Origin of the sequence: Ethanoligenens sp. (assembly GCF_047718355.1) — a bacterium.
Taxonomy (GTDB): Bacteria; Bacillota; Clostridia; order Oscillospirales; family Ethanoligenentaceae; genus Ethanoligenens.
Genome location: NZ_JBDNLG010000001.1, coordinates 34,694 through 57,237 on the forward strand (window position 1 = coordinate 34,694; position 22,544 = coordinate 57,237).

A 22,544-nucleotide genomic window follows, 5' to 3' on the forward strand; every position below is an offset into this window, starting at 1 on the left:
CGTTTGAGGAAAAAAGGCACACCCGAGGCAATCTTTCCAATACACCAAAATCTTCGCCAATCGCGTTGAGAAAGGGGTTTGCACTGCAATGACCAATACCGAACAGCATTTTGTAACAGAAGCCTGTCAGTTTAAGCATATCGTGGGCAACAAATATCTGGCCGTAAAATTTGGGGAGAAAATTCGCTATGCTGGCGGACTCCTAATCTCCGGTATCGACATTTACAACTACAATGGGGCCGACAGGCAGCTTTGTATGATCTCTTACGGTGACGCTGTCCTGCTCAGCAAAGGATGCAGTAAAAACATCTTTATTGCCCGTCATCCGGATTATTCTCGGCAGCTTGCCTGGTTGAGCCTGCACGAACAGACACAAACGAGTAATAATTTCAAAAACATTCTCGCACGACAGAAAAATGTAATCAATTATTGGATGGAGAAAGGTGTGGAAAGGCGATCCTGCATCATTGCTTATGGGGATTCAACACAAGAGGTGGATGATGAACTGGGCAGATACGCAGGACAGTTGCAGCGCTCAGGCGCTTCGGTCGAAGTCTGCACCATAGAGGATTTTATTACAATTTATAAAGCACTCTTACAGGGAGGGGAGGAACAATATGGATCTGCAACAGACGTTAAGGAGCAACCTTCGGGATAAACTCCATTTATTTATGCCCGGAACAGACAACCAAAGTTCTGATCAAACGGAAGAAGATATCCAGTTTATTAAACAGATATTGCCTTCCGGCATTACGCAATCAGAGAATTATTTAAAATCCGGCAATTGCTATATGACTGTTTTTTTGGTCAATAAATTTCCAACGAGGATACAGGATTTGGCATTTACAAGTCTCTTTAACGCGCCTGGGGTAACCGTAACGATGGATTTAGAAGTCGCTCAAAAATCTCAGGCCATGGAAGAACTGGAGAGCAGTATCAATGAGCTTGACACACGTGTCTTTGTCAACCGTCATTCCAGTGACAATCGAAACGATTCCTACGATTTGAATGATTTGCTTGCACTTCACAAAGATCTCCAGCTCACCTCGGAGGATATTGCCTATATATCTTTACGCTTTTGGGTGTACGCAAAAACGATCAAGGATCTGGATGCCAAAGTAAATCATTTGAGGGATAACTTAAAAACCTATGGTATGTACGGTTTTGTCCCATCATTTGAGATATTAGCGGAATACAGGGGAATGCAAACCACAGCCAATACAATTCGTCAACCAATTCCGATCTTGGGCACACTAAAGCAGCAATTTCCTTATTACTTCCAGTCTTTTACCGATCCGCATGGGTGGGTATGGGGCGAAACAAAGACTGGTGGTTTAGTACTCCTTGATACAAGCAGGCGTACCAGCCAACGCAAAAGCTCCGATATTGTTTTCATTGGGCAAAAGGGAGCTGGGAAAAGTACCGAACTCAAGTACCATGCGCAGATCCGCCTTGCGCTGGGGGATAAAGTGCTGGCTTACGATGTGGAAGGCGAAATGTTGGAGTTTGCGGTCGTCAATGGCGGACGAGTTGTGCAGCCCGCAGATCCTACCGGATACGTCAATTTTCTGGAGCTTCATCAGATGTTTTCCAAAAAAATTGAGGAAGAAAGTTCTAAAACGGTAACGATAGCAGCGGATGAGACAAGCGTTATTGCGGAAAATTACACCTATGAAATGTCCCGTCTCCTCAAAAACTTTCAACAGCTTTTTTCGGAACTGGAAGATGAGCATTTTGATGAACTTCGCGACATGCTCATGCGCACATTTTTAAAGTTCCATATAACCAAAACCACCCCATTGATCAGTTTGGCACACGAGGACTTCCCGGTCATACACGATCTGTATGACACCATTTTCGATGCTCTTTACGAGACCGGAACAGATGGCAGAATGAATTATAAGGCATCTGTCAGTGAACACCGCCGCAACGTATTGGAGCGCCTCTTGGCTAAAATAAAGCCCTATCAGCGCGATGGCATTTATGCCCCTTATTTTGATCACCATTCCGCATTTGACATAGCCAATGAACAACTGGTCGTATTTGACATGTCATCCCTAAACGGCCTTGAGGAAAACATATCAAACGCCTACATCATGCACACGATGTCCCTGATGTGGAGCGAGGTTTATAAGAACCGCATACGCAATATGAGGCGACGCAACGAGGACATCCATGAATGCATCCTGATTTTTGATGAGGCACACAAGGTGCTCAATACGAAAAATACCGAGGGCCTTGCTTTGTGTGACGATATGACCAGGCGAGACCGAAAATACGATGCGGCAATCTGGCTGGCATCTCAGCAGCCACGTGATTTTGCGCCGTCCGGCTACAAAGAAAATCTGGATAAGATCCGCAATATTTTTGGTCTTATCCAGTATAAAGTGCTGATGCAACAGGATCAAAGCAACTTCCCAATCTTGAAAGAATTGTTCCCGCAGTTTACCGACAGTGAGATTGAGTCCACCGCATTGTATGAGAAAGGTGAAAAACTGATTTCCATCGGTGCGGGAGCAAAAATCCGATGCACGTTAACGCTGCCGGATGACTATCTTGCCTACTTTGGCGGGGGTCGCTAACATGGGTTCTATTCTCTATGGAATCGCATCCAAGCTCAAATGGAAACTGCTCATCGCCACCATACCAGTCATTTTCATTTTGATTCTGGGATTATTCGTGGCTATAGTCGCAGCAGTATCAATCCCCCATGCGTCCTCGTCCGAGACAACCGCGTCTACCACAAGCGGTGCAATGTACATACCCGGACAAGTGACCAATCTGCCAATTAGCAAAATGGGACTTGCTTTTATTGAGCAATGGGAAGGCGCCTATTCCAACTGGTACGATGACGGCTATGGCAATATGACCATCGGATACGGTCACACAGGGCCGCTTCCCGCCGGCTTTACCTCCCCGCTTACAACAGGCCCGGGCGGCACGGCGGAGCAGCTTCTTATACAGGACTTGAGCAGCGGTGGATACTGTTCTTCCGTCCAAAAAGAATTTCATGGCATTGTCTTAAACCAGAATCAAATGGATGCGCTGATCAGCCTCGCTTATAATATTGGAGGCAACGCATGGAACAGTTTGAGCCTTACACAAGCAGTCAAAACCGGCGCGCCACCCAATGTTATTACAACAGATTTTGAAAAAATCTCTTACGCAGGCACCACCTATTCGCCTGGTCTGTACCGGCGGCGTGTGGCAGAAGCACTGTTGTATACACAAGGGTCTTATACATATCCATAAAATTGCTGTAGGGGGTGTAATCTTGCAATCAAAAGGCCGGATATACGGTGTCCTATTCGTTGTAATCATAATCGTATGCGGGTTCTTTTTTTCCTCAAAGTTCTGGCTGCCAGATGATCGTTCGCTCAAAAATCTGAACTATGATCAAGTGCTTACTTTGGGGGACTGGATGATACGTTTTCAAGACGCATCGTTTGATAAAACGGCAGGGACGATGACAGTCAATGTGCTGGAAAAAGCGCAACTTGCTACTGACGGCCCATTTAAAGTTGCGGTCTATTTGGGCGACAAAAGCCTCGGCAAAAAGTTGCCGTTTCAGCTAAATCCCGTGATGGACAAACCAAACTTACAGACGTTGAGCATAGAAAAAATTCCAGCGGATTTTTATTATGTTACGGTTGAGGTTGTCGTTCCACAAAGCTATGCATCTCCCTCATCCGAAACGCCAACAGGCGATTCAAGCCAAGACATATTTGGCACGGATTCAACCGTACAACAGAAAGAGCAGCCTATAACGGCTGAGGTACATATTGACTATCGAAAAATTCACATAGTCAAAAATGCTGCGGATAAAAAGGAGTCATAATGCAAGCGGTATACATCATTATGATCGTGTTGTTGTTCGTTGCAGGAGCTTATGGATCGGCACTGAATACGCACCGAAAATCTGTACAAAAGCCATCTAAAAAGGAGTTGAAGCGCAATGCCCAAAAACCGCAGTAAAGACAGCAATATTCCACATGGAGTTTTTAAATCAGCAAGTGAAATTGCCATTGCACTGGGAACAACGTGGGAAGATGTGCTGACTGAATTTGTCGACGCATATGTCCATGAGAATATGGAATTGCTCGCAAATTTAGCCAAAGAGGGGCGGCTTCTAAAGGAAAAAGAAGCCGCCCTAAAAAGCGCACAACCATCCGTCGTAACACCAGCTTCTCGCCCAGATATTTCCGAAACACCTTCCGCTACTGCCCGTCCCTCATCATCCACCGCATATAACAGAGACGAAAATCCCACACCATAATTTCCACCACGTCGCCCCGATGAGAACCGGACGGCAACCGGTCGAAATGCCCCCTAAAAAGGGGCATAGGCGATAGCCAAATAAACGAAAACGAGAGGTGACATGTAATGGCCGATCTGCACCTTACAATGATATCTCCGCTTCTCATTGCAAAGATGGATCACTATCTAAAGCAAACCCACGAATACCCAAATCGCAGTGCATTGGTGAGCGACGTAATGGATCGGTTTCTGCTCTATCAAGACGAAGCCTTTCTGAAATTTATGCCGGATACGATCCGTATTTTATCTGAAGATGCCGTACAAAAGGAAGCAAAATGGCGCGGGGATGCCCTCAATCTAATGCTTGAAACCGTCCATAAATGCGTGGATCTTTTAAACTCTATTTGGGCGGTATTGAGGAATGAAACTGTGCCAAACGAGGACGAAAACGAGGAATTATAACTGTGGGTCGTGTGTGGCCACACTCTCAAAACCGTGGGTCGCGTGTGGGTTGAACCCCCGGAAATAGCCAAAATCCTCCTAATAAATGGTATTTCTTCTACCCACGCGCTACCCACAATCCACACTCTCACGAACGCGAACAAATCCTGTCACTGACAGGATTTGCAGGTTTCACGGGCGTAGCCCCTTATGCTCTTTCTGAAAATCACCACAAACCCCGAAAATAGGCTGTGAGCCGGAATCTTGGAGGAAAATAAAATGCCAAGAAAGCACTTTATTTTGGAGGACGAAGCTGACCGCATTTTACCCGAGTTAGCGGCACGCGAAGGAATGACGCAGGGAAAGTATATTAGCTATTTGATTAGGCAGGAATATGCCCGGCAGAAAGGCGAATTGCAAATGGATGAGAGACTGCACCGAATGGACTTAAGAGAAAAAGCAATGGACCAAAAGTTAGCTATACTCCTTGATGCAACAAATAGCTTTTATCACCAGTTTGAAACAGGCGCGACCGCCGAAAATTTCCGTTCTGTTGATGACGATCCGCACCCGTGGATTGAAAAAGGGTATGAGTTTGAGGAACACCGCCGTCGCAAGGCCAATTTTAAAAAGCTAAAAAACCCACCAAAATCGTCCTAATGAGAGCCGGATGGCAACCGAACGAAAGTGGGTTAAAAGGCAAATGTATATCTTGACAATACGTGTAATACGTGCTATAATAAATTATAGAAAAAGGGGGCTTACCCATGCCGAGAACACCGAAAGAAATGATAAAATATTTACAGCAGAATGGGTTTGAGTATGTCCGGTCAAATGGCTCACACCGAATGTACCGTAACCCCGAAACGGGTAAGCAGACGACTGTTCCCTATCATAATAAGCCCCTTAAACCCGGTACTGAAAATAGTATATTAAAACAGGCTGGCCTTAAATAATTTGTTCCAAGATAGGAGGGCATTATGTCCAAACTTTTTTATCCTGCAATTTTTCATCCGGAAGATGTAGGCTATTCCGTAACGGTTCCGGATATTGGTGGGTGCGTATCTGAAGGTGACAGCCTTGAGGAGGCCTACGAAATGATTACGGACGCAATCGGGCTGTGCATCACGGACATGCTGGAAAACGGTACGACTGCGCCTATTGCATCTTCCCCACAAAACATCAAACACGAAAAGGACGATTTTGTCGTGCTGGTTGAATTTGATCAACTTGCTTACACACGTCGGCATGATACGAAAGCGGTCAAAAAAACACTTACAATTCCGTCATGGCTCAACACAATGGCAGAGGAAAAGCACCTGAACTTTTCCGGCATATTACAGGACGCACTCAAAGATCAACTGAACCTCCCCAAACAATAACTGCTGAATAGAATCATCTTGAAAGTCCCCGTTGGGGGCTTTCTTTTTTTGCGCATTTTTTGAATTAGAGGGTGATACAAGATGAGAGATACCCCCGGTGTCGTTACCGTCCATCGTTTTGTCCAAGCAAAAAACGCCAAGGGTTCATATAGTGATTATGCTGTCGGTTATATGGGCAGACCAGAAGCGTTCGACGAGGAAAAACATCTGGACGATACGCTTTATCATGACAGCAATCCTCTGCGTGATGTCGGCGGATATATGGGTAACAACGAAAAAACAGACGGCCTCTTTGATGCAAATATGGATCTGCTTGAGGATCGGGACAAACGCGACTATTCCGAAATGTTCAACGCGGCGCAGGCTGCTGACTCCTGCTTGTACCAGACGGTTATTTCCTTCGACAACGATTACCTCCGCGCCCATGGCGTTGACTTTTCGTCCGTAGATGGCTTGCACGACATCAAGAATATGACCCGCCTTGCAGTGTCCGATCTCATCGCCAACAGCCACCTTGACGAGCGCAATGCCATATGGACAGGCGCTATCCACACCAACACGGATAACATTCATGTTCATATCGCCATTGCGGAAATTGAAAAGACTAAATCTCTTCGTGACATGCTGCCGGAAAAGGCTATTGACAAAATGAAATCCCGCGTGGCCAACATGCTTATGGGGGACGAAAAAATCATACAACTATCGGATTACCTGCATAAGGAGCTGCCCCATGAAATCGGCACTGCGGCATTGGAGGCCGGTAATGAGCTGACCGCCCTGGCGCGTCTGCTCCCCGCCGATTGTTCCTGGCAGTATAACCGCCCCAGCATGGCTCTCTATCGGTCTAAAATCAACCAATGCGTCGATACTATCATCCGCAGTAACCCGGAACTGGCCGCAAAATACGCCGACGCGATGGGGCTGTTAGAAGAGTACCGGCAGGACGTGCTGGATGTATATGGCCATGGGAAACATAGTGACCGATCGCAGGATATGGTGGACAACAAACTGGCCGACTTCTACGCCCGGGCGGGGAACCAGCTGCTTGCGGAAGCCAAAGAACTGAAACGCGATATGGCCCTTGAAGAAGGGCGCGAAAACGGCCTGCCCGGCGGACCAGAAGGGGGAAAAAGGGAAACGGATGATTTACCAGCCTCATCGCCGCCCCTTGTGGATGAGGAAGCGGATCTTATAACTCACGCCCGCCCTTCCCCGCCAGGGGGCAAAACCGGGCAGGCAGGCCGACCAGAAGGGGGAAAAAGAGAAATGCCGGAAAATCCACCTTTGCCGGATGAAATGGACATGCCGCCTGAACCTGACGGGCCGCCCGACTTGGGTTATGCTCCAGATCCACCGGCAGAAATTCTCGACGATATTGACCGACTCTTAACCCGCGCGGAACACGGTGACGCCAAAGCGCAATACGATCTTGGAATGCGCGCTTTAAAAGGCCGAGGTGTTGAGAAAGATCCCGCGCTCGCTTTTAAAATCATCAAAGATTCGGCTGACCGCGGCAACCCGGCTGCACAATGCAAACTGGCAGAATTGTTTCGCGACGGCATTGGCACAGAGCAAAATGGATTTCACGCAGACGAGTATTTTTATAAAGCCTTTCAGGGCTTCTTGGAGCAAGCTGAGGACGGCAATGCTTACGCCAACTACCGTGTAGCCATGATGTATGAAAAAGGCAACGGTGTCCCACAAGACGACCAAAAATATCAGGACTATCTTCGCGAAGCAGCATACCTCGGCCATACACAGTCTATGTATCTGCTCGGACAAAAGCTTATCAACTCGACAATCTCAAATTTTGATGAAGGCATTCGATGTCTGGAAATGGCTGCGGATAAAGGCCACGGTAAAGCAGCAAGTACACTCGGCCAGTCCTACCTGTCCGCCGGTGACAATGAAACAGCTTTTACCTATATGCGGCGCGCTGCCGAACTTGGTGATCGGCCGGCAACGTATATGCTTGGTAAGATGTACCGTGACGGTATCGGCACGCCAGCCGATGCCAAAAAGGCGGCAGATTATCTCAAACAGGGCGCAAATATCTTTTGGACAGACGAATACAAGGCCGCGAGAGCTTACCTATATGGATCAAAAAAAGTTGAACAGGATTTTTCCGCCGCGCTTGAACTGCTCAAAGAAGAAGCAGCAAAAGGCAATGCGTTTGCCATGTGCGACGTTGGCAGAATTTATGATCGGGGCCTCGGCATTGATCCCGATCCAGACATGGCCATGAAATATTATGCCGATGGTCTTGCTGCTCTACTGGCGGTCGAGGAGATCGGCCATGATGCCTACATACAGTATCGCATCGGTAAAATGTATCGTTTCGGGCAGGGCACAGAACCTAACGACGTGATTGCCGCCGAATGGTTTGAAAAATCTGCCGATCAGGGCAACCAGTTTGCACAGTACTCTCTCGGCGGGATGTACTACCGTGGCCAGGGTGTGGAGCAGGATTTCGCGCGGGCATTTGAGCTTTACGGTGCCTCAGCCGAAAAAGACAACGCCTTTGCCGCGTATGAACTCGGTAAAATGTATCATGATGGGATTGGAACGGTTCCGGACGTTGCCGAAAGCGAGCACTGCTTTGAACAGGCATTCGCCGGTTTTGCCGCGATTGAAAAAGCCAACCCGGATGATAAAATCCAATACCGGCTTGGCAAAATGCTGGAGACAGGTACCGGCACGTCAAAGGATATGGTTGCCGCCGTCCGGTACTATGAAAAGTCCGCAAAACTCAAAAATCCAAACGCACAATACGCACTTGCGCGAATCTATTTGACCAGCCAAGACACTGCGAAGGTAAAGCAGGCCATCATGTGGCTGAAAAAATCCGCTGTCCAGCAAAACCCATATGCGAGATACACTCTCGGCAAATTGTTGGCGGATGGCAAGGTCATCAAGCAAAACCACAAAGCCGCGCTGATCTGCTTTAGATCCATTGCTGATACCAACCCTTATGCCGCCTATACCGCCGCAAAGATGTACCGGGACGGTATAGGCACCGAAAATAGCACGGAGCAGGCCGACAAATATTTTACCGTGGCGTTCCAAAGTTTCACTGCGGCGGAAAATGAAACACCGGATGCTAATCTGGAATATCGGCTGGCCACCATGCTGCTGTCCGGAGAAGGCTGCAATCAAAATTCTGCACAGGCAGTCGCTTATTTGGATTTGGCTGCCGGCAAGGAGCACCCCTCCGCACAGTACATGCTCGGGAAAATGTATCTGAAGGGCGATGTCGTTGCAAAAGATGAAAAGCAGGCGTTCCGGCTTATCAAATCTGCCGCCGACAACGATCATCCCCATGCAGCCTATACCACGGGACAAATGAGTCGGGACGGTATTGGCACCGAAAAAGACGAACAGGCCGCCCAGAGGTACTTCCAAAAAGCATTTGAGGCATACCGGAAGGGGGAAAAAGAAGAACCAGTTCCAGCAATAGAATATCGGCTCGGTATGATGTTGCTTGTCGGCGAGGGATGCCAAAAAAACGTAAAAGCGGCAGTCGCTTATTTGGATTTGGCTGCCGGCAAGGGGCACGAATCCGCCCAATACGCCCTCGGCCGTCTGTACCTCACCGGCGAGGATTTTTCAAAAGACGTTGGCAAGGCCGTAGGCTACCTGGATGCCTCCGCAGCACAGGGCAACCAGTATGCACAATACGCGCTTGGCCGCCTGTACCTCACCGGCGAGGATCTTCCAAAAGATGTCGGCAAAGCCGTAGGGTATCTGGATGCCTCCGCAGCACAGGGGAACCAATTCGCGCAATATGCGCTTGGCCGCCTGTACCTCACCGGCGAGGATCTTCCAAAGGATGTTGGCAAGGCAGTGGGGCATCTGGATGCCTCCGCAGCGCAGGGGAACCAGTATGCACAGTATTCTCTCGGTGTGTTTTATCTTGATGGAAAGGAGGTGCCAAAGGACGTGCCGAAGGGACTTGAATTCCTTGAGGCTTCCGCTACGCAGAACAACCCGTTCGCGCAGTATGCTTTAGGCCGACACAATCTGTCGGAAGGAAAACAGGGGCGGGCGCTTGAGTGGTTCCGCAAATCCGCCGCCCAGGGCAATGAGTACGCGAAAAAGGCAATTGATTATATCAACCGACCGAAAAGCCGCCATCAAGCACAGCGGCAGGCCAGCATCATACCGGCAAAAGCATTGTCCGCGGTACGAAGGCTCACAAATGACTACAACCGCCGCGTCGCCCAGCTAAAGCGTGAATTTGACCGTGAAATGGAACTGGAAAGAGAAAAGACACAATCTCTTGAACGGAGTCAGGAAAAAGGCAGGAGCCTGTAAACGAAAATGAATCGAGGGATTGTATGAACCGAAAAAAACAGCTACACTATATCTACAAGGATACCTTGAGGCACATCACATCCTACCCCGATCGCTGGAAACGGTTTTTAAAGTTTTGCGATCAGGTCTATCCGATGTCGTTTGAGAACATGGTGCTGCTCTATGGCCAGAGCCCAAAGGTCACGTTGTTGGCCACTGAAGAACAATGGAAGGCAATGGGGCGGGATGTTCTTGATAATTCAAAAGAACTCTTTGCCTTTGATACAACAAGCGGTGATGAGATCCATGCGGCAAAATTTTTCGATGTAAAGCAAACGAACGGGGAACCGGTTCCCGAACGCTGGCGGCTGGATGAAGACACACAACGCAGCTATTTGAGTGCCATCAACCGGCATCGATCCGAGCCGGCCGACTCGGTTGAACGCTATCTCCGGGACATGATTGCAAAGAATGTACAGAATTACGGTGCCTTTGCCGAAGATTCTTTTCTCAGAGCGCTACGGGATCGTGAGTATAATCCCGAAAAAGTAGCGGTTCTACAGAAATCCTTTCGCCCCATGCTAGAACGCAATATCCGTTACCTGGTTGGAAACCGTTGTGGCTTTCCCACGCACAGCCTTCCCGCAACCGGGAAATTTCGATACATCCGTGATTTTAACGATGTGTATTCCGCCACACTATTTGGCGTGGTCTCCACCGATATGGCACGCGCAGTGCTGACACGAGTTGAACACTACGTACAACGGCTTGATGCAGATGCAAAGGAGAATTTGATCTATGAAACTGAATTATACCAAACACGGGCGTTTTCTATCTCCAGAAATTCAAATCTCGAACGATCCGAGGGACGACTGTCCGCTGGGGAATCTCGGGAAGAAAATCTTCAAACAGCTGAAGCTGGAGAACAAGTGGAACTTTACGATGCTGCTGGTCGAAGGCGAGCTGATGGGCAAGATGCACCGGGCAGAGGAAACAGCCAATCAGAAACTGCCGCAGATGATAGAGGATCTGATGTCAAAAGAGCAGCTTCCGGAGGATTTGGATCTTCGCGAGCAACGGATGCGGGAAATCCGGAATCAGGCGGAAGAGCAGATTATCCGGGAGATGGTTCAGAGTTTGAGCTGACCGCGTCCAACACTTCGGAGCCGTCGAAAGATGGCTCCATTTTCATGCCGGAAATCGTAATGGAAGAAGAGCTGGCAACAGTGCTGCTTTGTTTGCCGGAGCAGCCGCCGGCAGAAAAGCAAATGGGCTTGAGCGCAGATAGCCTGCATAAAGCGGTCGGCGGCCCTTATATGGAAATTGGGTATAAAACCGGAGTTTCCTGTATTTGCAAACCACCCAATTATGATGGCTACGACGCATTTAATCGCGTGGTATCCGGAGAATTGACGGCAGGCCCCATCGTCTTTGTCCATACAAATCCGGATGGCTCGTATACAAGCCTCTCTCCAGAAGAACTTCATGATCTAAAACTGAAATTTGCGGCACCTTTGACCGATGTCGGCCGCGAAATGGATCTTTCACATGCACTTTTGGATGCGGTGCAAACCAATGATGGTGAAAAAGTGTCCCGGATGCTCATTGGCCATAAGGAGGACGCCAATAAACTAATTGCCGGCGCCACTCCGCTGCATTACGCTGTTGAGCATGGCGCCGATAAAAGCGTGGCAGCCCTGCTCAAAAAGGGTGCGTATGTGGACGCTATCAATGAGAATCGCAAGACCCCGCTGTTCCGGGCAGTGGAACGCGGTGACGCAAAGATGACAAGGCAGCTGCTCAAAGCTGGCGCCGACCCGGAACTCAGCGATGGTAAGCGCTTTATACAGGACATCTCCGCATCTAAAGCAATCAAGTCCATGCTGGATGAATATACCGTAAACAAGCAAAACGGCCTGGGGCGCGGGATGAGCCCCAGATCCAGCAGGAGGCGATAATCTTGAACAAAAAATCCAAGCTGTATTTTGCCTTAATCGCTTTGGGCATAACCTGCTTTCTGATGTGCCTTACAGCAATGTTGATCAACGTTGCGCTTCACTACATTGTTCTTCTAATTGGTTCGCTGCCGGCGGTCATCAGAGCCGTCAAATCAAATACTAACGTTTCTCCAATGTTTTCGTTCAAATCCAGCTACTTGTTTGCCCCGGTTCCACGTTTTCCATGGTATCTCCCGTGGCTATTTGCAACTTTGCTTGTCATGCTGCGAGGGAGGAAACTGGTCTGGAGGGTGAGCGACCATATTTTACGCAGACTGCCGGGACAGGAACCGGATCTGGAAGGAAGCCAGCGCTGGGCAACAAATAAAGAAATCAAGCGTTATCTTCAACCGGTACCTAAAAGTGGCATAGCCCACGCCAAAGTCGCGGGGATATTGTTGGCAGAGAGCGAATTTTTTTATTTTGTGGACAAGCAGGCGGTCAATACACTCATCATCGGCACGACCCGCAGCGGTAAAGACATGCTTATCATTCTGAACACCATCCGTTTGGCCAGCCAGAGCCACAATCAGGAATCCTTTCTGGTGTTCGATTTAAAGGGTGAGGATCTTGAAAACTGTTATATGTTTTTACATAGCAATGGCTATGCTGTGGATGTTGTCAATTTGGCCGATCCTAAACGCAGTTCGAAACGCGATCTCCTTTTCACTATCAAGAAAAAATATCTGGAAGAGGCAAAAAGCGGAGACGAGGACTATTCGGGATCAATTGAACTGGTCAAAGAACTGGCACAGATCCTTACAGACAATCCACAGTCCGATCCGGTCTGGCCAAACAGTGCCCGGGCTCTGCTCACCGCTATCATCATCTATATGCTCGAAGACGGTTACAAGCGTGGCCAACTGGAACTCGTCAACATGTACAGTGTCCTCAATTTTTTCCTGGAATATGGCAGCGCGACGATTCGTATTGGTAAACAGAAAGTGAACGCTTTGGACAATCTATTTGCTCAATTACCGGTTGGCCACCCCGCAAAGCTCGCGTATGCACCCAGTAACTTTGCTGATGGTGAGATGCGTTCTTCTATTTTCTCAACTCTGGCCACAAATCTTGATATTTTTGCCGACACCGGTATTGCCCGCCTGACCAGTGGAAACGATGTGGACTTTGCAGAACTTGCAAATCCGGATAAACCTCATGCTCTGTTTATCATCGTACCTGAAGGGCGCACGACGCGCTATCCTTTGGCAGCGCTTATGATGGCACAGGCATACTCCGAACTGGTGGAAATCGCCCGTAGATGCCCTGGAAAGCGTTTGAAACGGCGTGTGCGAAACATCTGCAATGAATTTGGCAATATGCCGCAGATAACAGGATTTAGTACAAAGATTACAACAGCCCTCGGTCACAATATGATGTTTGACCTCTATGTGCAGTCCCTGTCTCAGTTGGAGGAGCGATATGGCCGCCTCAATGCCATGGCCATTCAGGGCAACTGCGGCAACTGGGTATACCTTAACAGTATGGATGTCAACACCAACAAATACGTGTCGCAACTGCTTGGCAACGGCACCAAGGAATACAAAACATATAATTCAGAAACCGGCGACCTGGTCGATCAGCACCGCATGAGCCATTATAAATCCCGTCCCTTGAAAATGCCGGAAGAACTTCCCCGTATGCCCTTTGGTGACATGGTCGTCGTCCGGCAGCGTTGCTATCCGATATTTTCACAAATCACGCCGTTTTATGCGTATAAGCTCCCGATCACACCAATTGAGCAGATTACTCTGCCAGAGAACAAAGCCCCGCTGCGGGATCTCCTTTATCCGTTTAAACCCGTCACAGCACCCAAAGAAGACGCTACTCCTTTACCCAGTGATGACAATGTGCCGCCGGCCGCAGCCGATGCCAATGGCGGCCATAAGGTAATCAGCATTGATTCCAAGCTTCAGAGCGTCTTGAATAACATCGATATTCTGACGCACGGGAAATTCGGACATGCCGTCGAGAAGCGTAACGTAAACGCTTTATATACTATAATTTCAAAGTATCAAGAATCCGGTCAACTGAATATGGAACAGGCCGAATTACTTGAAGTCTATGTCGATAATCTTTCTGATTCAAAGGAGTAAAAATGTTATGAAAAAGGCAATCGCTCTGTTGGCCGCTGTAGCACTGCCTGTCGGCCTGCTGGCCGGATGCAGCAATATATCGAATGCACCCACGTTTGTCTCATCCACGCCAGTTTCCTTTGCTTCGGCCGAAGGCGGCGACATATCCGTATACTTTCCGCGTGCCGGTCAAGACGCGGAGGGCCAGCTGATCAGCGAGTTGGGCACCGCCAAGAAAACGCTGGATGTGGCCATTTACAGTTTTACCGATGCCAAGATTGCTGATTCCATCGCCGCGGCAAAAAAGCGCGGTGTGACCGTGCGTCTAATTTCTGATCGAGATAGCGCCGGCAGTAGCTCGCAGAAAAAAGTGCTGAATATCGTGAAGGCTGCTGGTATCCCGGTCAAAGTCAATAGCCATTCAGGCATTATGCACTGGAAAGTGTCCATCATCGATGACAGCGTAACGACGTCAGGCAGCTTTAACTATACCAAAAGCGCGCAGTCCGAAAACGACGAAAATCTGGTGATCCTCAACAACGTATCAATCTCGCAGCAGTACGAAGCGCAATTCAATCGCATGTGGAACGACACTACGGACTTCCAGAACTGGAACGGTTAAAATTTGTTTATTCTTTCACTTGGGGAGGCGGGAAACCGCCTCCCTTTTTTTATCCATAGGTTAAAAGTCATAATTTTATGGTAATATGTAGGAGAGTGTAACATGCCAAATTTTGAACCACGCCACTTAAAAAGGGCTGTCATCAAAGAAGAATACATAGTAATCACGGGAGATATGATGGAATCTGTAATTTTGAATCAATTGATATATTGGAGCGAAAAGGTCAGGGATTTTGATCAGTTCATTTTTGAAAATGTGAAACAAACAAGAGAAAACGATACTGCTGAGAGCCTACTCCTTCATGGCTGGATATACAAGTCTGCGGATCAGCTAAAGGATGAAATTATGAGTCAGGACAGTACCCGTACCATAAATCGGAAATTGGAAAGTCTGGTCACCAAGAAATTCCTCTTGCGTCGCCGGAACCCTAAAGACCGTTACGACCATAAATACCAATATCGCGTGAATTTTATTGCAGTAATGGTAGCACTGGATGAGGCCGGTTACGCACTGGAAGGGTATGCAAAATTTTTCCCTGCACAGGCACAGATGTCCAGCTCGGAAGACAGCGTAAACGAATTAGCCGACTTGCCCAGCAGACAAATTGTCAAAACGAAAGGACAAATTGGCGGTTCGGGTAGACAGATTGGCGCGACGAAAAGACAAATTGACGCTTCGGAGCGTCACGGTGTCGCAACAATAGCAGAGACTATAACAAAGATTACGACAGAGACTACTCCAGAGATATCTTCCCCTTCGTGCCCCCCCACATCCGGTTTAGAAACAGAGACCATGACGGAGGATGAATCGGGCGAATTGGATTCTTTTTTTACCGGGATTGGGTTTGAGCAGCTGCGGCACCAAGAGGCCGTGCAGCGGCTAAAGGCCCTCATGACCGACCTGTGGCACACCAGACGTATCGGCAAAGAGCAGATATCGCCTAAGACTATCCGGGAGGCCTTCGGCGCACTGACGCCGCAGACGCTGGATTCTCTGCTTGACCGTGTTTACCGGCAGAGGCAAAAAGGAGACATCCCCTTGCCGGAACTGTACGTGCAGCGGGCAATACTCAACGCTGCCCAAAGTGCCGGGTTTGACAAAATGGCCCGGCAGGGCAGCGGCGGGGAGGCCCATGCACCGACTTACGATATGCAGGACTACATAGATTTTTCGATGCAAAGGCTATTGGATGGGAGTAACTAAAACGGGAACCGGTTCCCGTTTATCATAAATATATTGAGCAGGGCTTTTATAAGCTATTCTATACATTCTTCCGGCACTTTATCATCCCTTAGCCCCTTAAATACCGGCTGTCTCAGCCCTCCGCTTGGGGTTTTCTCCATGTACTTTACAGTGCAGACCAGTTTAATATCCACCCAAACTGCGTTTTCGTTCGATTTTGAAACAAAGTATGCATTTGAGTGTGGCAGGCTCGCTATTCTTGCAAAATCCTCCCGCGATACCCCGAGCGTAACGTGTCCTTTGTCAATCAGCTTGCCTACCTGGTTATACTGACCCAGGATGACGCTGACCACATTGGCGGACTTCTCAACGTATCCGCATACTACGAAATCCTCATCCAAAAGATTTTTGAATTTGATCCAATCCTTCGTGCGCTTGCCGGGGTAATATAAGCTGTCCTTGCGCTTGGCGACAACACCTTCCAGCCCTTGCTTTGCCGCAAGATCATAAAGTGCGATACCTTTCCCCGCAATAAAACGAGAAAGTGCCAGCGTTCCGTTTTCGCGAAAAGCCGTTTGAAGTAGTCTTTTTCGCTCCATGAGAGGTCTATCCATGACCGGTTCATTTTTGCAATAGAGGACATCGTAAGCGGTAAAGCTGGCCGGGTGCTGCTTTGACGCCAGTTCAATCCGCATTCGGTTGGATAGGAGCGATCGGCGCTGAATCTCTGAAAATTTTGGCTTCCCATCGACCATCACGATCAACTCACCATCGAGGATACATTTTACTTTTGCGGCCTTATGCAGCTCACAGAGTTCCGGATACCGCGTATTTAAAATAATACCACGTTTATTTTGCAATACAGTGGAGTCTTTGTCCAGATATACAAGCACACGTTCCCCGTCCAGTTTCAGCTCGTAAATATAGTCTGGACTGTCAAATGGCTTCTGTTGCTCGGCAATAAGCATGGGATGAATGCTTTTCTGATCGAAGATATCCATTTTGCTATGCGCCTTTTTTACGGGAGGTTTTGCGCCCGGTACCTTTCCCTGCGTTTTGCTGATCCACACTGGCTTTTAATGCGTCCATAAGATTGATAACATTACCCTGCTGCTCGGTCTGCGGGACCACCACCTCTTTACCGGCAATCTTCGTTTCAATCAGCTGGCGCAATTTACCTTGATACTCATCTTTATATTCAGCCGGGTTAAATGGCGTGTCCATTGAGTTGATAAGAGTTTTTGCCATTTCCAACTCTTGTGAGGCTACCTGCGGTCTATCATAACCTTTGGGCAGCGCTTTAATGTCGTCCTCATAATACATCATGGCGATTAACATGCCGTCATCGCGCGGTATGATTGCCATGAGTGTGTCTTTGGTGCCAAAAACCGTCTTTCCAATTGCAATTTTCTGCTGCTCCATCAGTGCCTGACGAAGTAGTTCAAACGCCTTTTCCCCGCCAGGTTCCGGCACGGTCTGATAAGTCTTTTCGTAATAGACCGGCGATATCTGATTGAGTTGCGCAAAGTGCAAGATTTGGATGGATTTTTCTTTGTCAGATTTGATTTTTTCCACTTCATCATCGGACACAACTACAAATTTGTCTTTGTCATACTCATATCCTTTGACGATATCGGCCGTGGTTAGTTCTTTGCCGCAGTGAGCACACACTTTTTTATATCGGATGCGGGAGTTATCTTCTTTGTGCAATTGGTTAAAGTGTATGTCGTTGTCTTGTGTGGCCGTATACATAGCAACAGGGATGGCCACCAGTCCAAACGATATTACAGACTTATGCGCAACGGGCATAAAAATCACCTCACGCTTAGTATCTGTTAAAATTCGCTTGTCTATGTCGGGGAATAATTACCTGTTTACAAATTGATGTGCAGTGCCTATAATGTAAGCAGGGTACATTGTACCTCCATGGAGGTGAAATAAGATGCCGCGCAATCACAAAGAAGAAATTTATTACTATATCAATGAATTTTATCGAAACAACGGATATGCGCCGTCATTGGCACAGGTTGCACAAGCGGTCGGGATGTCCTCACGTTCGGCTGTCCAAAGACAAATTTGGCAGCTCGCGGAGGACGGGCTGCTTATCAATGTCGGAGGAAAATATCTGCCTGCGGGTGCGACAGTTTCCACCGAAGTGCAGATGGTACCGGTGCTGGGTACGATTGCCGCCGGCGTCCCCATCGAGGCTATCCAGGAGCTGGACGGCTACGTGGCCTATCTGCCAAAGACCCCCGGCCGTGATAAAACAATGTTTGCCCTGCGCGTTAGAGGCGATTCGATGATCGAGGCAGGAATCAAAAATGGGGACATTGTGATCGTGGAGCAGCGTCCGGACGCCGAGAATGGGCAGATCGTTGCAGCCATGATCGACGGCGAAGCCACCGTCAAAACCTTTTACAACGAAGACGGCCATTTCAGGCTTCAGCCGGAGAATACCACCATGAAACCAATCATCGTTGACCATGTGGAAATTCTGGGCCATGTGGTCGCCATCCAGCGGTATTATTGAGGTGGAAATGTGCTATGGAACGCACTATATTGCATATAGACATGAATCACTACTACGCCAACGTGGAATGCCTGTATGACCCGTCTATCCGTAATAAGCCAGTGGTTGTCGGTGGGGATGAATTGCAACGTCATGGTATCGTTTTGACGAAAAACCCGCTGGCCAAGCGTTACGGCGTTAAGACCGGAGAGGGTCTTTGGGAAGCAAGAAAAAAGTGCCCTGGGCTTGTCGTCGTCCCAGCACACTATGATCGGTATATCCACTTTTCTAATCTGGCGCATGATATTTACAAGCGGTTTACCGACCGTATAGAGCCGTTTGGGTTAGATGAGTGCTGGGTGCGCCCGTAAGTTCCGAAAACGGAACGTGGGCAGGAACAGAACGCGCTGATTGCAAGGCGCTAAGCGAGACACAGTTGCTTATCACCGTCCAGCTTAACCGGATGGGGAAACCCAATGGCGACAACAGCACGCTGGAAAAGGCGCAAGTCTTCCAATCAACAGGAAGCGACTGAGCGACTGAGATGAAAATCGCGTACGAGGATAAAAGCTAAACTGCTTGAATGATAGCCGGAGGAGTTCTATCGTCAACCATAGCGAAAGTTGATTGAAACGCTATGCGGTCAAGGGTGGGGACTTAAGCCACAAAGTTACTCACATGTGTCCCTGACCGGTCGCCGCCATAAGCGGTAAAACGGCGAACGTCATATCCGACAACGTGGGTGCAGTGTCTGTTCCTGTGCTAAACGGGGATTGCCTAAATCGAAACGCACTTCTGTGCTATGGGAAAAGTCCCTGAATATTCGACATGGCAACGGAGTTCCAATAGTAGTCGGAGCCGTGGAAAGCACGGTACATGGCGAAGGGGGACAGTCTATGCTTGATACCGATAACAGGAAGGATGCGTGAGGCATTGAGAAGTCCGGTTGAGGTGTTAAACAGCTTACAAACCAAAACCGCAGTCAAAGGCTACCTATTTGAGAGATTATACAGGAACTTGTATAATCCCAACTTTTACCTGATTGCATACCAGAACATCTACAACAACAGTGGAAGTATGACCAGAGGCATCGACGGGCAAACGTTGGACGGCATGGGCATGGAACGTATTTACCATATTATCAAAATGCTCAAAGACCACAGCTACCGACCAAACCCAGTTCATCGGCAATACATTCCGAAAGCAAACGGAAAAGTCAGGCCGCTTGGCATTCCATCGGCGGACGACAAACTGATTCAAGAAGTCGTCAAAATGATTCTGGAGGGCATCTACGAGCCTACATTTTCAAAATGCTCCCATGGGTTCCGGCCGGGCAGAAGCTGTCACACAGCGCTCGACCAGATTCAGCGCACTTACACGGGAATCAAATGGTTTGTAGAAGGCGACATCAAGGGGTGTTTTGACAATATCGACCAGCATGTGTTAATCCAAATCCTTCGCAGGAAAATCCGGGATGAGCACTTCATAGCCCTGATATGGAAATTTCTCCGTGCAGGTTATATGGAAAACTGGCGATACCACGAGACATACTCTGGCGCCGCCCAAGGCTCCATCATCAGCCCAATACTGGCCAATATATACATGAACGAACTGGACGTGTATATGCAGGAATACAAACAGCATTTCGACACAGGTCAAAAACGGGCAGACAACCTCGAATACTCCAGAAGAAAAGCACGATGGTACGAATTCAAAAAGTCGGTCGAGAAGAAATGGAATACGTTATCGGAGGAAGATCGCTCCTATGCGCAGGCAAAGCTGGAAGCAAAACGTCAGGCATGGGCAGCGCTTCCCTCTATGAATCCCATGGATGAATCCTATCGCAGGATAACGTATTGCCGTTACGCAGATGATTTCCTTATTGGTGTTATCGGAAGTAAAATGGATGCGGAAAGAATTAAAGAGAACATTAAAACGTTTCTTTCGGAACATCTGAAGCTGGAACTGTCTCTGGAAAAGACATTAATCACACACACCACGGGAAAGGCAAGATTTCTTGGCTATGACGTCACCACGACAAAGCCATCGTCGGAATTCATCAGAAGAAACGGAGCAAGATATCGGCGAACCGCAGGCATCATAAAACTTTATGTTCCCAAAGAAAAATGGGTCAAAAACCTGCTGGAAAAGAACATCTTGTGGATACAAAAGGATGAAACCGGCAAAGAACGCTGGATGCCGGTGGCAAGGAGCAGTTTCGTAAATCGAGCGCCGGTAGAAATCGTGGGAACGTTCAACGCTGAAATCCGTGGATTGTATAACTATTACGCGCTGGCGTGCAATGTCTCGGTTCTTTCAAAATACCGCTATGTGATGGAATACAGCATGTACAAAACATTTGCCTGTAAGTACCGGTGCCCGATGGTCAAAGCAAAACTTCGCTATTGGAGAGACGGGATATTCTCTGTTCCATATGTAACATCCACCGGTACAGAAAAGCAAATTCCATTTTATCATGACGGTTTCAAGAAAAAGAAACTGAGCCGAGATAATCAAATAGACATTTCTCCCAAGCCTGTTTCCGTGTACAATTTCCACCCCAAAGAACTAATTGTTCGTATTCTAAAAGGCAAATGCGAATTGTGCGGAAAACGGGATGACACCTTGAAAGTCTATCAGGTGAAGAAATTAAGCGAATTAAGGGAAAACCTCGAGTGGGAGGCGCTTATGACTCGAATGCGCCGAAAAACACTTGCGGTCTGCCACGACTGCTACGACAGGATTCAAAGCTGATGCATAGATGGAGAGCCGTATACATTGAGAGGTGTACGTACGGTTTGGGGGCGAGTACACGGAAACCTGCCATGGCAACATGGCAAGGCGTCGGGTGCTTAGCCTACCTGGATCTTACAGGCACGGAAGATCTGTTTGGAGATGGCAAGCATGTAGCGGACGAATTAAGGCGGCTTATCCGCAAAGAGCTGGGTATCACGGCATCTGTGGGAGTGTCATGGAACAAGGTTTTTGCAAAGCTGGGATCCGATTACAAAAAGCCTGATGCCACCACAGTGTTTGCCCGCCAGAACTTCAAAGAAAAAGTCTGGCCGCTTCCCGCGAGTGATCTCCTCTATGTCGGCCCGGCTACCACTAAGAAACTACATGGGTACGGGATCAACACCATAGGCGACCTTGCAACGGCTCCGCTTTCACTCCTGAAACGTCGATTTGGAAAATGGGGTGGATATCTGTATGCGTTTGCGAACGGGCTGGACACCACACCCGTTGCATTATATGACCGCCGAAACATAATCAAGAGTATAGGAAACAGCATGACTACCCATAGGGATATAGAAACCCCGGATGAAATACGCCAAGTATTTTTGAATCTATCAGAAAGTGTAGCAAGACGCCTACGAGAAAATGGTTTTAGGAGCAAAACCGTTCAGATCAGCATACGGGATGACCTTTTGAACTGGTGTGAGTACCAGATGCATCTGATACAACCAGCCTGCACGGTGATGCCTCTCGTCGATGCCGCCACGATGCTGTTTCAAACGAAATATAAGTTTACGCGCCCCTTGCGCGCGCTGGGAGTGCGGGCCTGCGATCTGATCAGCATGGAAAGCGGCCTGCAAATCAATTTCTTTGCAGATGCGAAGAAACAGGAACAGTGGGAAAAAATTGAAAGCTGTGTTGATCGGCTGCGTGAACGGTTCGGGTGCGATGCAGTAAAGCGCGCGTCTATCCTTCGTGCAGACATTACCGGCGAGTCTGACCCGCTTACTCACGATGTACACCCGGTAGGCTACTTTGGCAGGTGATGGC

21 protein-coding genes are annotated in these 22,544 nt (G+C 48.3%); 19 read left to right on the top strand and 2 right to left on the bottom strand.

Translation table 11 applies throughout. From position 1 onward, the window contains the following. Positions 1-88: 88 nt before the first annotated feature. From ABF463_RS00210 to ABF463_RS00280, 15 genes are all read left to right on the top strand, one after another. Positions 89-658 carry a hypothetical protein gene (locus tag ABF463_RS00210; protein WP_415531516.1) on the top strand — a complete coding sequence of 190 codons (570 nt, stop codon included), beginning with the start codon at positions 89-91 and terminating at the stop codon, positions 656-658. Continuing rightward, on the top strand, positions 618-2,582 hold the full coding sequence (locus ABF463_RS00215) for a VirB4 family type IV secretion system protein (RefSeq protein WP_415531517.1): 1,965 nt from the start codon (positions 618-620) through the stop codon (positions 2,580-2,582). The genes ABF463_RS00210 and ABF463_RS00215 overlap by 41 nt, the downstream gene beginning before the upstream one ends. Before the next feature lies 1 nt (position 2,583). Beyond that, positions 2,584-3,252, top strand: coding sequence for a lysozyme (locus tag ABF463_RS00220; RefSeq protein WP_415531518.1), 669 nt, complete (start codon positions 2,584-2,586; stop codon positions 3,250-3,252). 22 nt (positions 3,253-3,274) lie between these two features. Then, positions 3,275-3,838, top strand: a complete 564-nt coding sequence (locus ABF463_RS00225) for a hypothetical protein (protein ID WP_415531519.1) — start codon at positions 3,275-3,277, stop codon at positions 3,836-3,838. 117 nt (positions 3,839-3,955) lie between these two features. Further along, on the top strand, positions 3,956-4,276 hold the full coding sequence (locus tag ABF463_RS00230; protein WP_415531520.1) for a hypothetical protein: 321 nt from the start codon (positions 3,956-3,958) through the stop codon (positions 4,274-4,276). 107 nt (positions 4,277-4,383) lie between these two features. Beyond that, complete coding sequence (locus ABF463_RS00235) at positions 4,384-4,719, top strand: hypothetical protein (RefSeq protein ID WP_415531521.1); 336 nt, start codon at positions 4,384-4,386, stop codon at positions 4,717-4,719. Between the two features lie 243 nt (positions 4,720-4,962). Beyond that, the gene (locus tag ABF463_RS00240; protein WP_415531522.1) at positions 4,963-5,358 is read left to right on the top strand and encodes a hypothetical protein; all 396 of its coding nucleotides are present in this window, start codon (positions 4,963-4,965) and stop codon (positions 5,356-5,358) included. A 128-nt stretch (positions 5,359-5,486) separates the two neighbouring features. Beyond that, positions 5,487-5,654, top strand: a complete 168-nt coding sequence (locus tag ABF463_RS00245) for a type II toxin-antitoxin system HicA family toxin (protein ID WP_415531575.1) — start codon at positions 5,487-5,489, stop codon at positions 5,652-5,654. Positions 5,655-5,678: 24 nt separating this feature from the next. After that, entirely contained in the window at positions 5,679-6,080 is a 402-nt protein-coding gene (locus tag ABF463_RS00250) for a type II toxin-antitoxin system HicB family antitoxin (RefSeq protein WP_415531523.1), read from the top strand. Between the two features lie 81 nt (positions 6,081-6,161). Then, positions 6,162-10,394 carry a relaxase MobL gene (gene mobL / locus ABF463_RS00255; RefSeq protein WP_415531524.1) on the top strand — a complete coding sequence of 1,411 codons (4,233 nt, stop codon included), beginning with the start codon at positions 6,162-6,164 and terminating at the stop codon, positions 10,392-10,394. 777 nt (positions 10,395-11,171) lie between these two features. Continuing rightward, positions 11,172-11,519 carry a TnpV protein gene (locus ABF463_RS00260; RefSeq protein WP_415531525.1) on the top strand — a complete coding sequence of 116 codons (348 nt, stop codon included), beginning with the start codon at positions 11,172-11,174 and terminating at the stop codon, positions 11,517-11,519. Positions 11,520-11,908: 389 nt separating this feature from the next. Continuing rightward, positions 11,909-12,331, top strand: coding sequence for an ankyrin repeat domain-containing protein (locus ABF463_RS00265; protein WP_415531576.1), 423 nt, complete (start codon positions 11,909-11,911; stop codon positions 12,329-12,331). A 2-nt stretch (positions 12,332-12,333) separates the two neighbouring features. Beyond that, positions 12,334-14,466: a VirD4-like conjugal transfer protein, CD1115 family gene (locus ABF463_RS00270; protein ID WP_415531526.1), complete on the top strand. Its 2,133-nt coding sequence runs from the start codon at positions 12,334-12,336 to the stop codon at positions 14,464-14,466. A 7-nt stretch (positions 14,467-14,473) separates the two neighbouring features. Continuing rightward, positions 14,474-15,067: a phospholipase D family protein gene (locus ABF463_RS00275; RefSeq protein WP_415531527.1), complete on the top strand. Its 594-nt coding sequence runs from the start codon at positions 14,474-14,476 to the stop codon at positions 15,065-15,067. A gap of 102 nt (positions 15,068-15,169) precedes the next feature. Next, positions 15,170-16,270, top strand: coding sequence for a hypothetical protein (locus tag ABF463_RS00280; RefSeq protein WP_415531528.1), 1,101 nt, complete (start codon positions 15,170-15,172; stop codon positions 16,268-16,270). A 53-nt stretch (positions 16,271-16,323) separates the two neighbouring features. On the opposite strand, the gene ABF463_RS00285 is transcribed toward ABF463_RS00280, so the two are convergent. Then, complete coding sequence (locus ABF463_RS00285) at positions 16,324-17,250, bottom strand: DNA ligase (protein WP_415531529.1); 927 nt, start codon at positions 17,248-17,250, stop codon at positions 16,324-16,326. 4 nt (positions 17,251-17,254) lie between these two features. After that, entirely contained in the window at positions 17,255-18,058 is an 804-nt protein-coding gene (locus tag ABF463_RS00290) for a Ku protein (RefSeq protein WP_415531530.1), read from the bottom strand. A gap of 133 nt (positions 18,059-18,191) precedes the next feature. Here ABF463_RS00290 and lexA point away from each other — a divergent pair, with 133 nt between their 5' ends. The 4 genes from lexA to ABF463_RS00310 all read left to right on the top strand — a co-directional run bounded on the left by lexA (position 18,192) and on the right by ABF463_RS00310 (position 22,540). Next, positions 18,192-18,779: a transcriptional repressor LexA gene (gene lexA, locus ABF463_RS00295; protein ID WP_415531531.1), complete on the top strand. Its 588-nt coding sequence runs from the start codon at positions 18,192-18,194 to the stop codon at positions 18,777-18,779. Between the two features lie 14 nt (positions 18,780-18,793). After that, entirely contained in the window at positions 18,794-19,129 is a 336-nt protein-coding gene (locus tag ABF463_RS00300) for a DNA polymerase Y family protein (protein WP_415531532.1), read from the top strand. A gap of 562 nt (positions 19,130-19,691) precedes the next feature. Further along, complete coding sequence (locus ABF463_RS00305) at positions 19,692-21,512, top strand: reverse transcriptase domain-containing protein (protein WP_415531533.1); 1,821 nt, start codon at positions 19,692-19,694, stop codon at positions 21,510-21,512. Between the two features lie 71 nt (positions 21,513-21,583). Continuing rightward, entirely contained in the window at positions 21,584-22,540 is a 957-nt protein-coding gene (locus ABF463_RS00310; protein WP_415531534.1) for a DNA polymerase Y family protein, read from the top strand. Positions 22,541-22,544: the final 4 nt, after the last annotated feature.

Bases quoted from the DNA above. Each gene is read 5' to 3' on its own strand.
- ABF463_RS00215 (WP_415531517.1), top strand. From the start codon at position 618: ATGGATCTGCAACAGACGTTAAGGAGCAACCTTCGGGATAAACTCCAT.
- ABF463_RS00260 (WP_415531525.1), top strand. From the start codon at position 11,172: ATGAAACTGAATTATACCAAACACGGGCGTTTTCTATCTCCAGAAATT.
- ABF463_RS00250 (WP_415531523.1), top strand. From the start codon at position 5,679: ATGTCCAAACTTTTTTATCCTGCAATTTTTCATCCGGAAGATGTAGGC.
- ABF463_RS00235 (WP_415531521.1), top strand. From the start codon at position 4,384: ATGGCCGATCTGCACCTTACAATGATATCTCCGCTTCTCATTGCAAAG.
- ABF463_RS00310 (WP_415531534.1), top strand. From the start codon at position 21,584: ATGGCAACATGGCAAGGCGTCGGGTGCTTAGCCTACCTGGATCTTACA.
- ABF463_RS00300 (WP_415531532.1), top strand. From the start codon at position 18,794: ATGGAACGCACTATATTGCATATAGACATGAATCACTACTACGCCAAC.
- ABF463_RS00245 (WP_415531575.1), top strand. From the start codon at position 5,487: ATGATAAAATATTTACAGCAGAATGGGTTTGAGTATGTCCGGTCAAAT.
- ABF463_RS00280 (WP_415531528.1), top strand. From the start codon at position 15,170: ATGCCAAATTTTGAACCACGCCACTTAAAAAGGGCTGTCATCAAAGAA.
- ABF463_RS00210 (WP_415531516.1), top strand. From the start codon at position 89: ATGACCAATACCGAACAGCATTTTGTAACAGAAGCCTGTCAGTTTAAG.
- ABF463_RS00290 (WP_415531530.1), bottom strand. From the start codon at position 18,058: ATGCCCGTTGCGCATAAGTCTGTAATATCGTTTGGACTGGTGGCCATC.
- ABF463_RS00285 (WP_415531529.1), bottom strand. From the start codon at position 17,250: ATGGATATCTTCGATCAGAAAAGCATTCATCCCATGCTTATTGCCGAG.
- ABF463_RS00230 (WP_415531520.1), top strand. From the start codon at position 3,956: ATGCCCAAAAACCGCAGTAAAGACAGCAATATTCCACATGGAGTTTTT.
- ABF463_RS00275 (WP_415531527.1), top strand. From the start codon at position 14,474: ATGAAAAAGGCAATCGCTCTGTTGGCCGCTGTAGCACTGCCTGTCGGC.
- ABF463_RS00220 (WP_415531518.1), top strand. From the start codon at position 2,584: ATGGGTTCTATTCTCTATGGAATCGCATCCAAGCTCAAATGGAAACTG.
- lexA (WP_415531531.1), top strand. From the start codon at position 18,192: ATGCCGCGCAATCACAAAGAAGAAATTTATTACTATATCAATGAATTT.
- ABF463_RS00265 (WP_415531576.1), top strand. From the start codon at position 11,909: ATGGATCTTTCACATGCACTTTTGGATGCGGTGCAAACCAATGATGGT.
- mobL (WP_415531524.1), top strand. From the start codon at position 6,162: ATGAGAGATACCCCCGGTGTCGTTACCGTCCATCGTTTTGTCCAAGCA.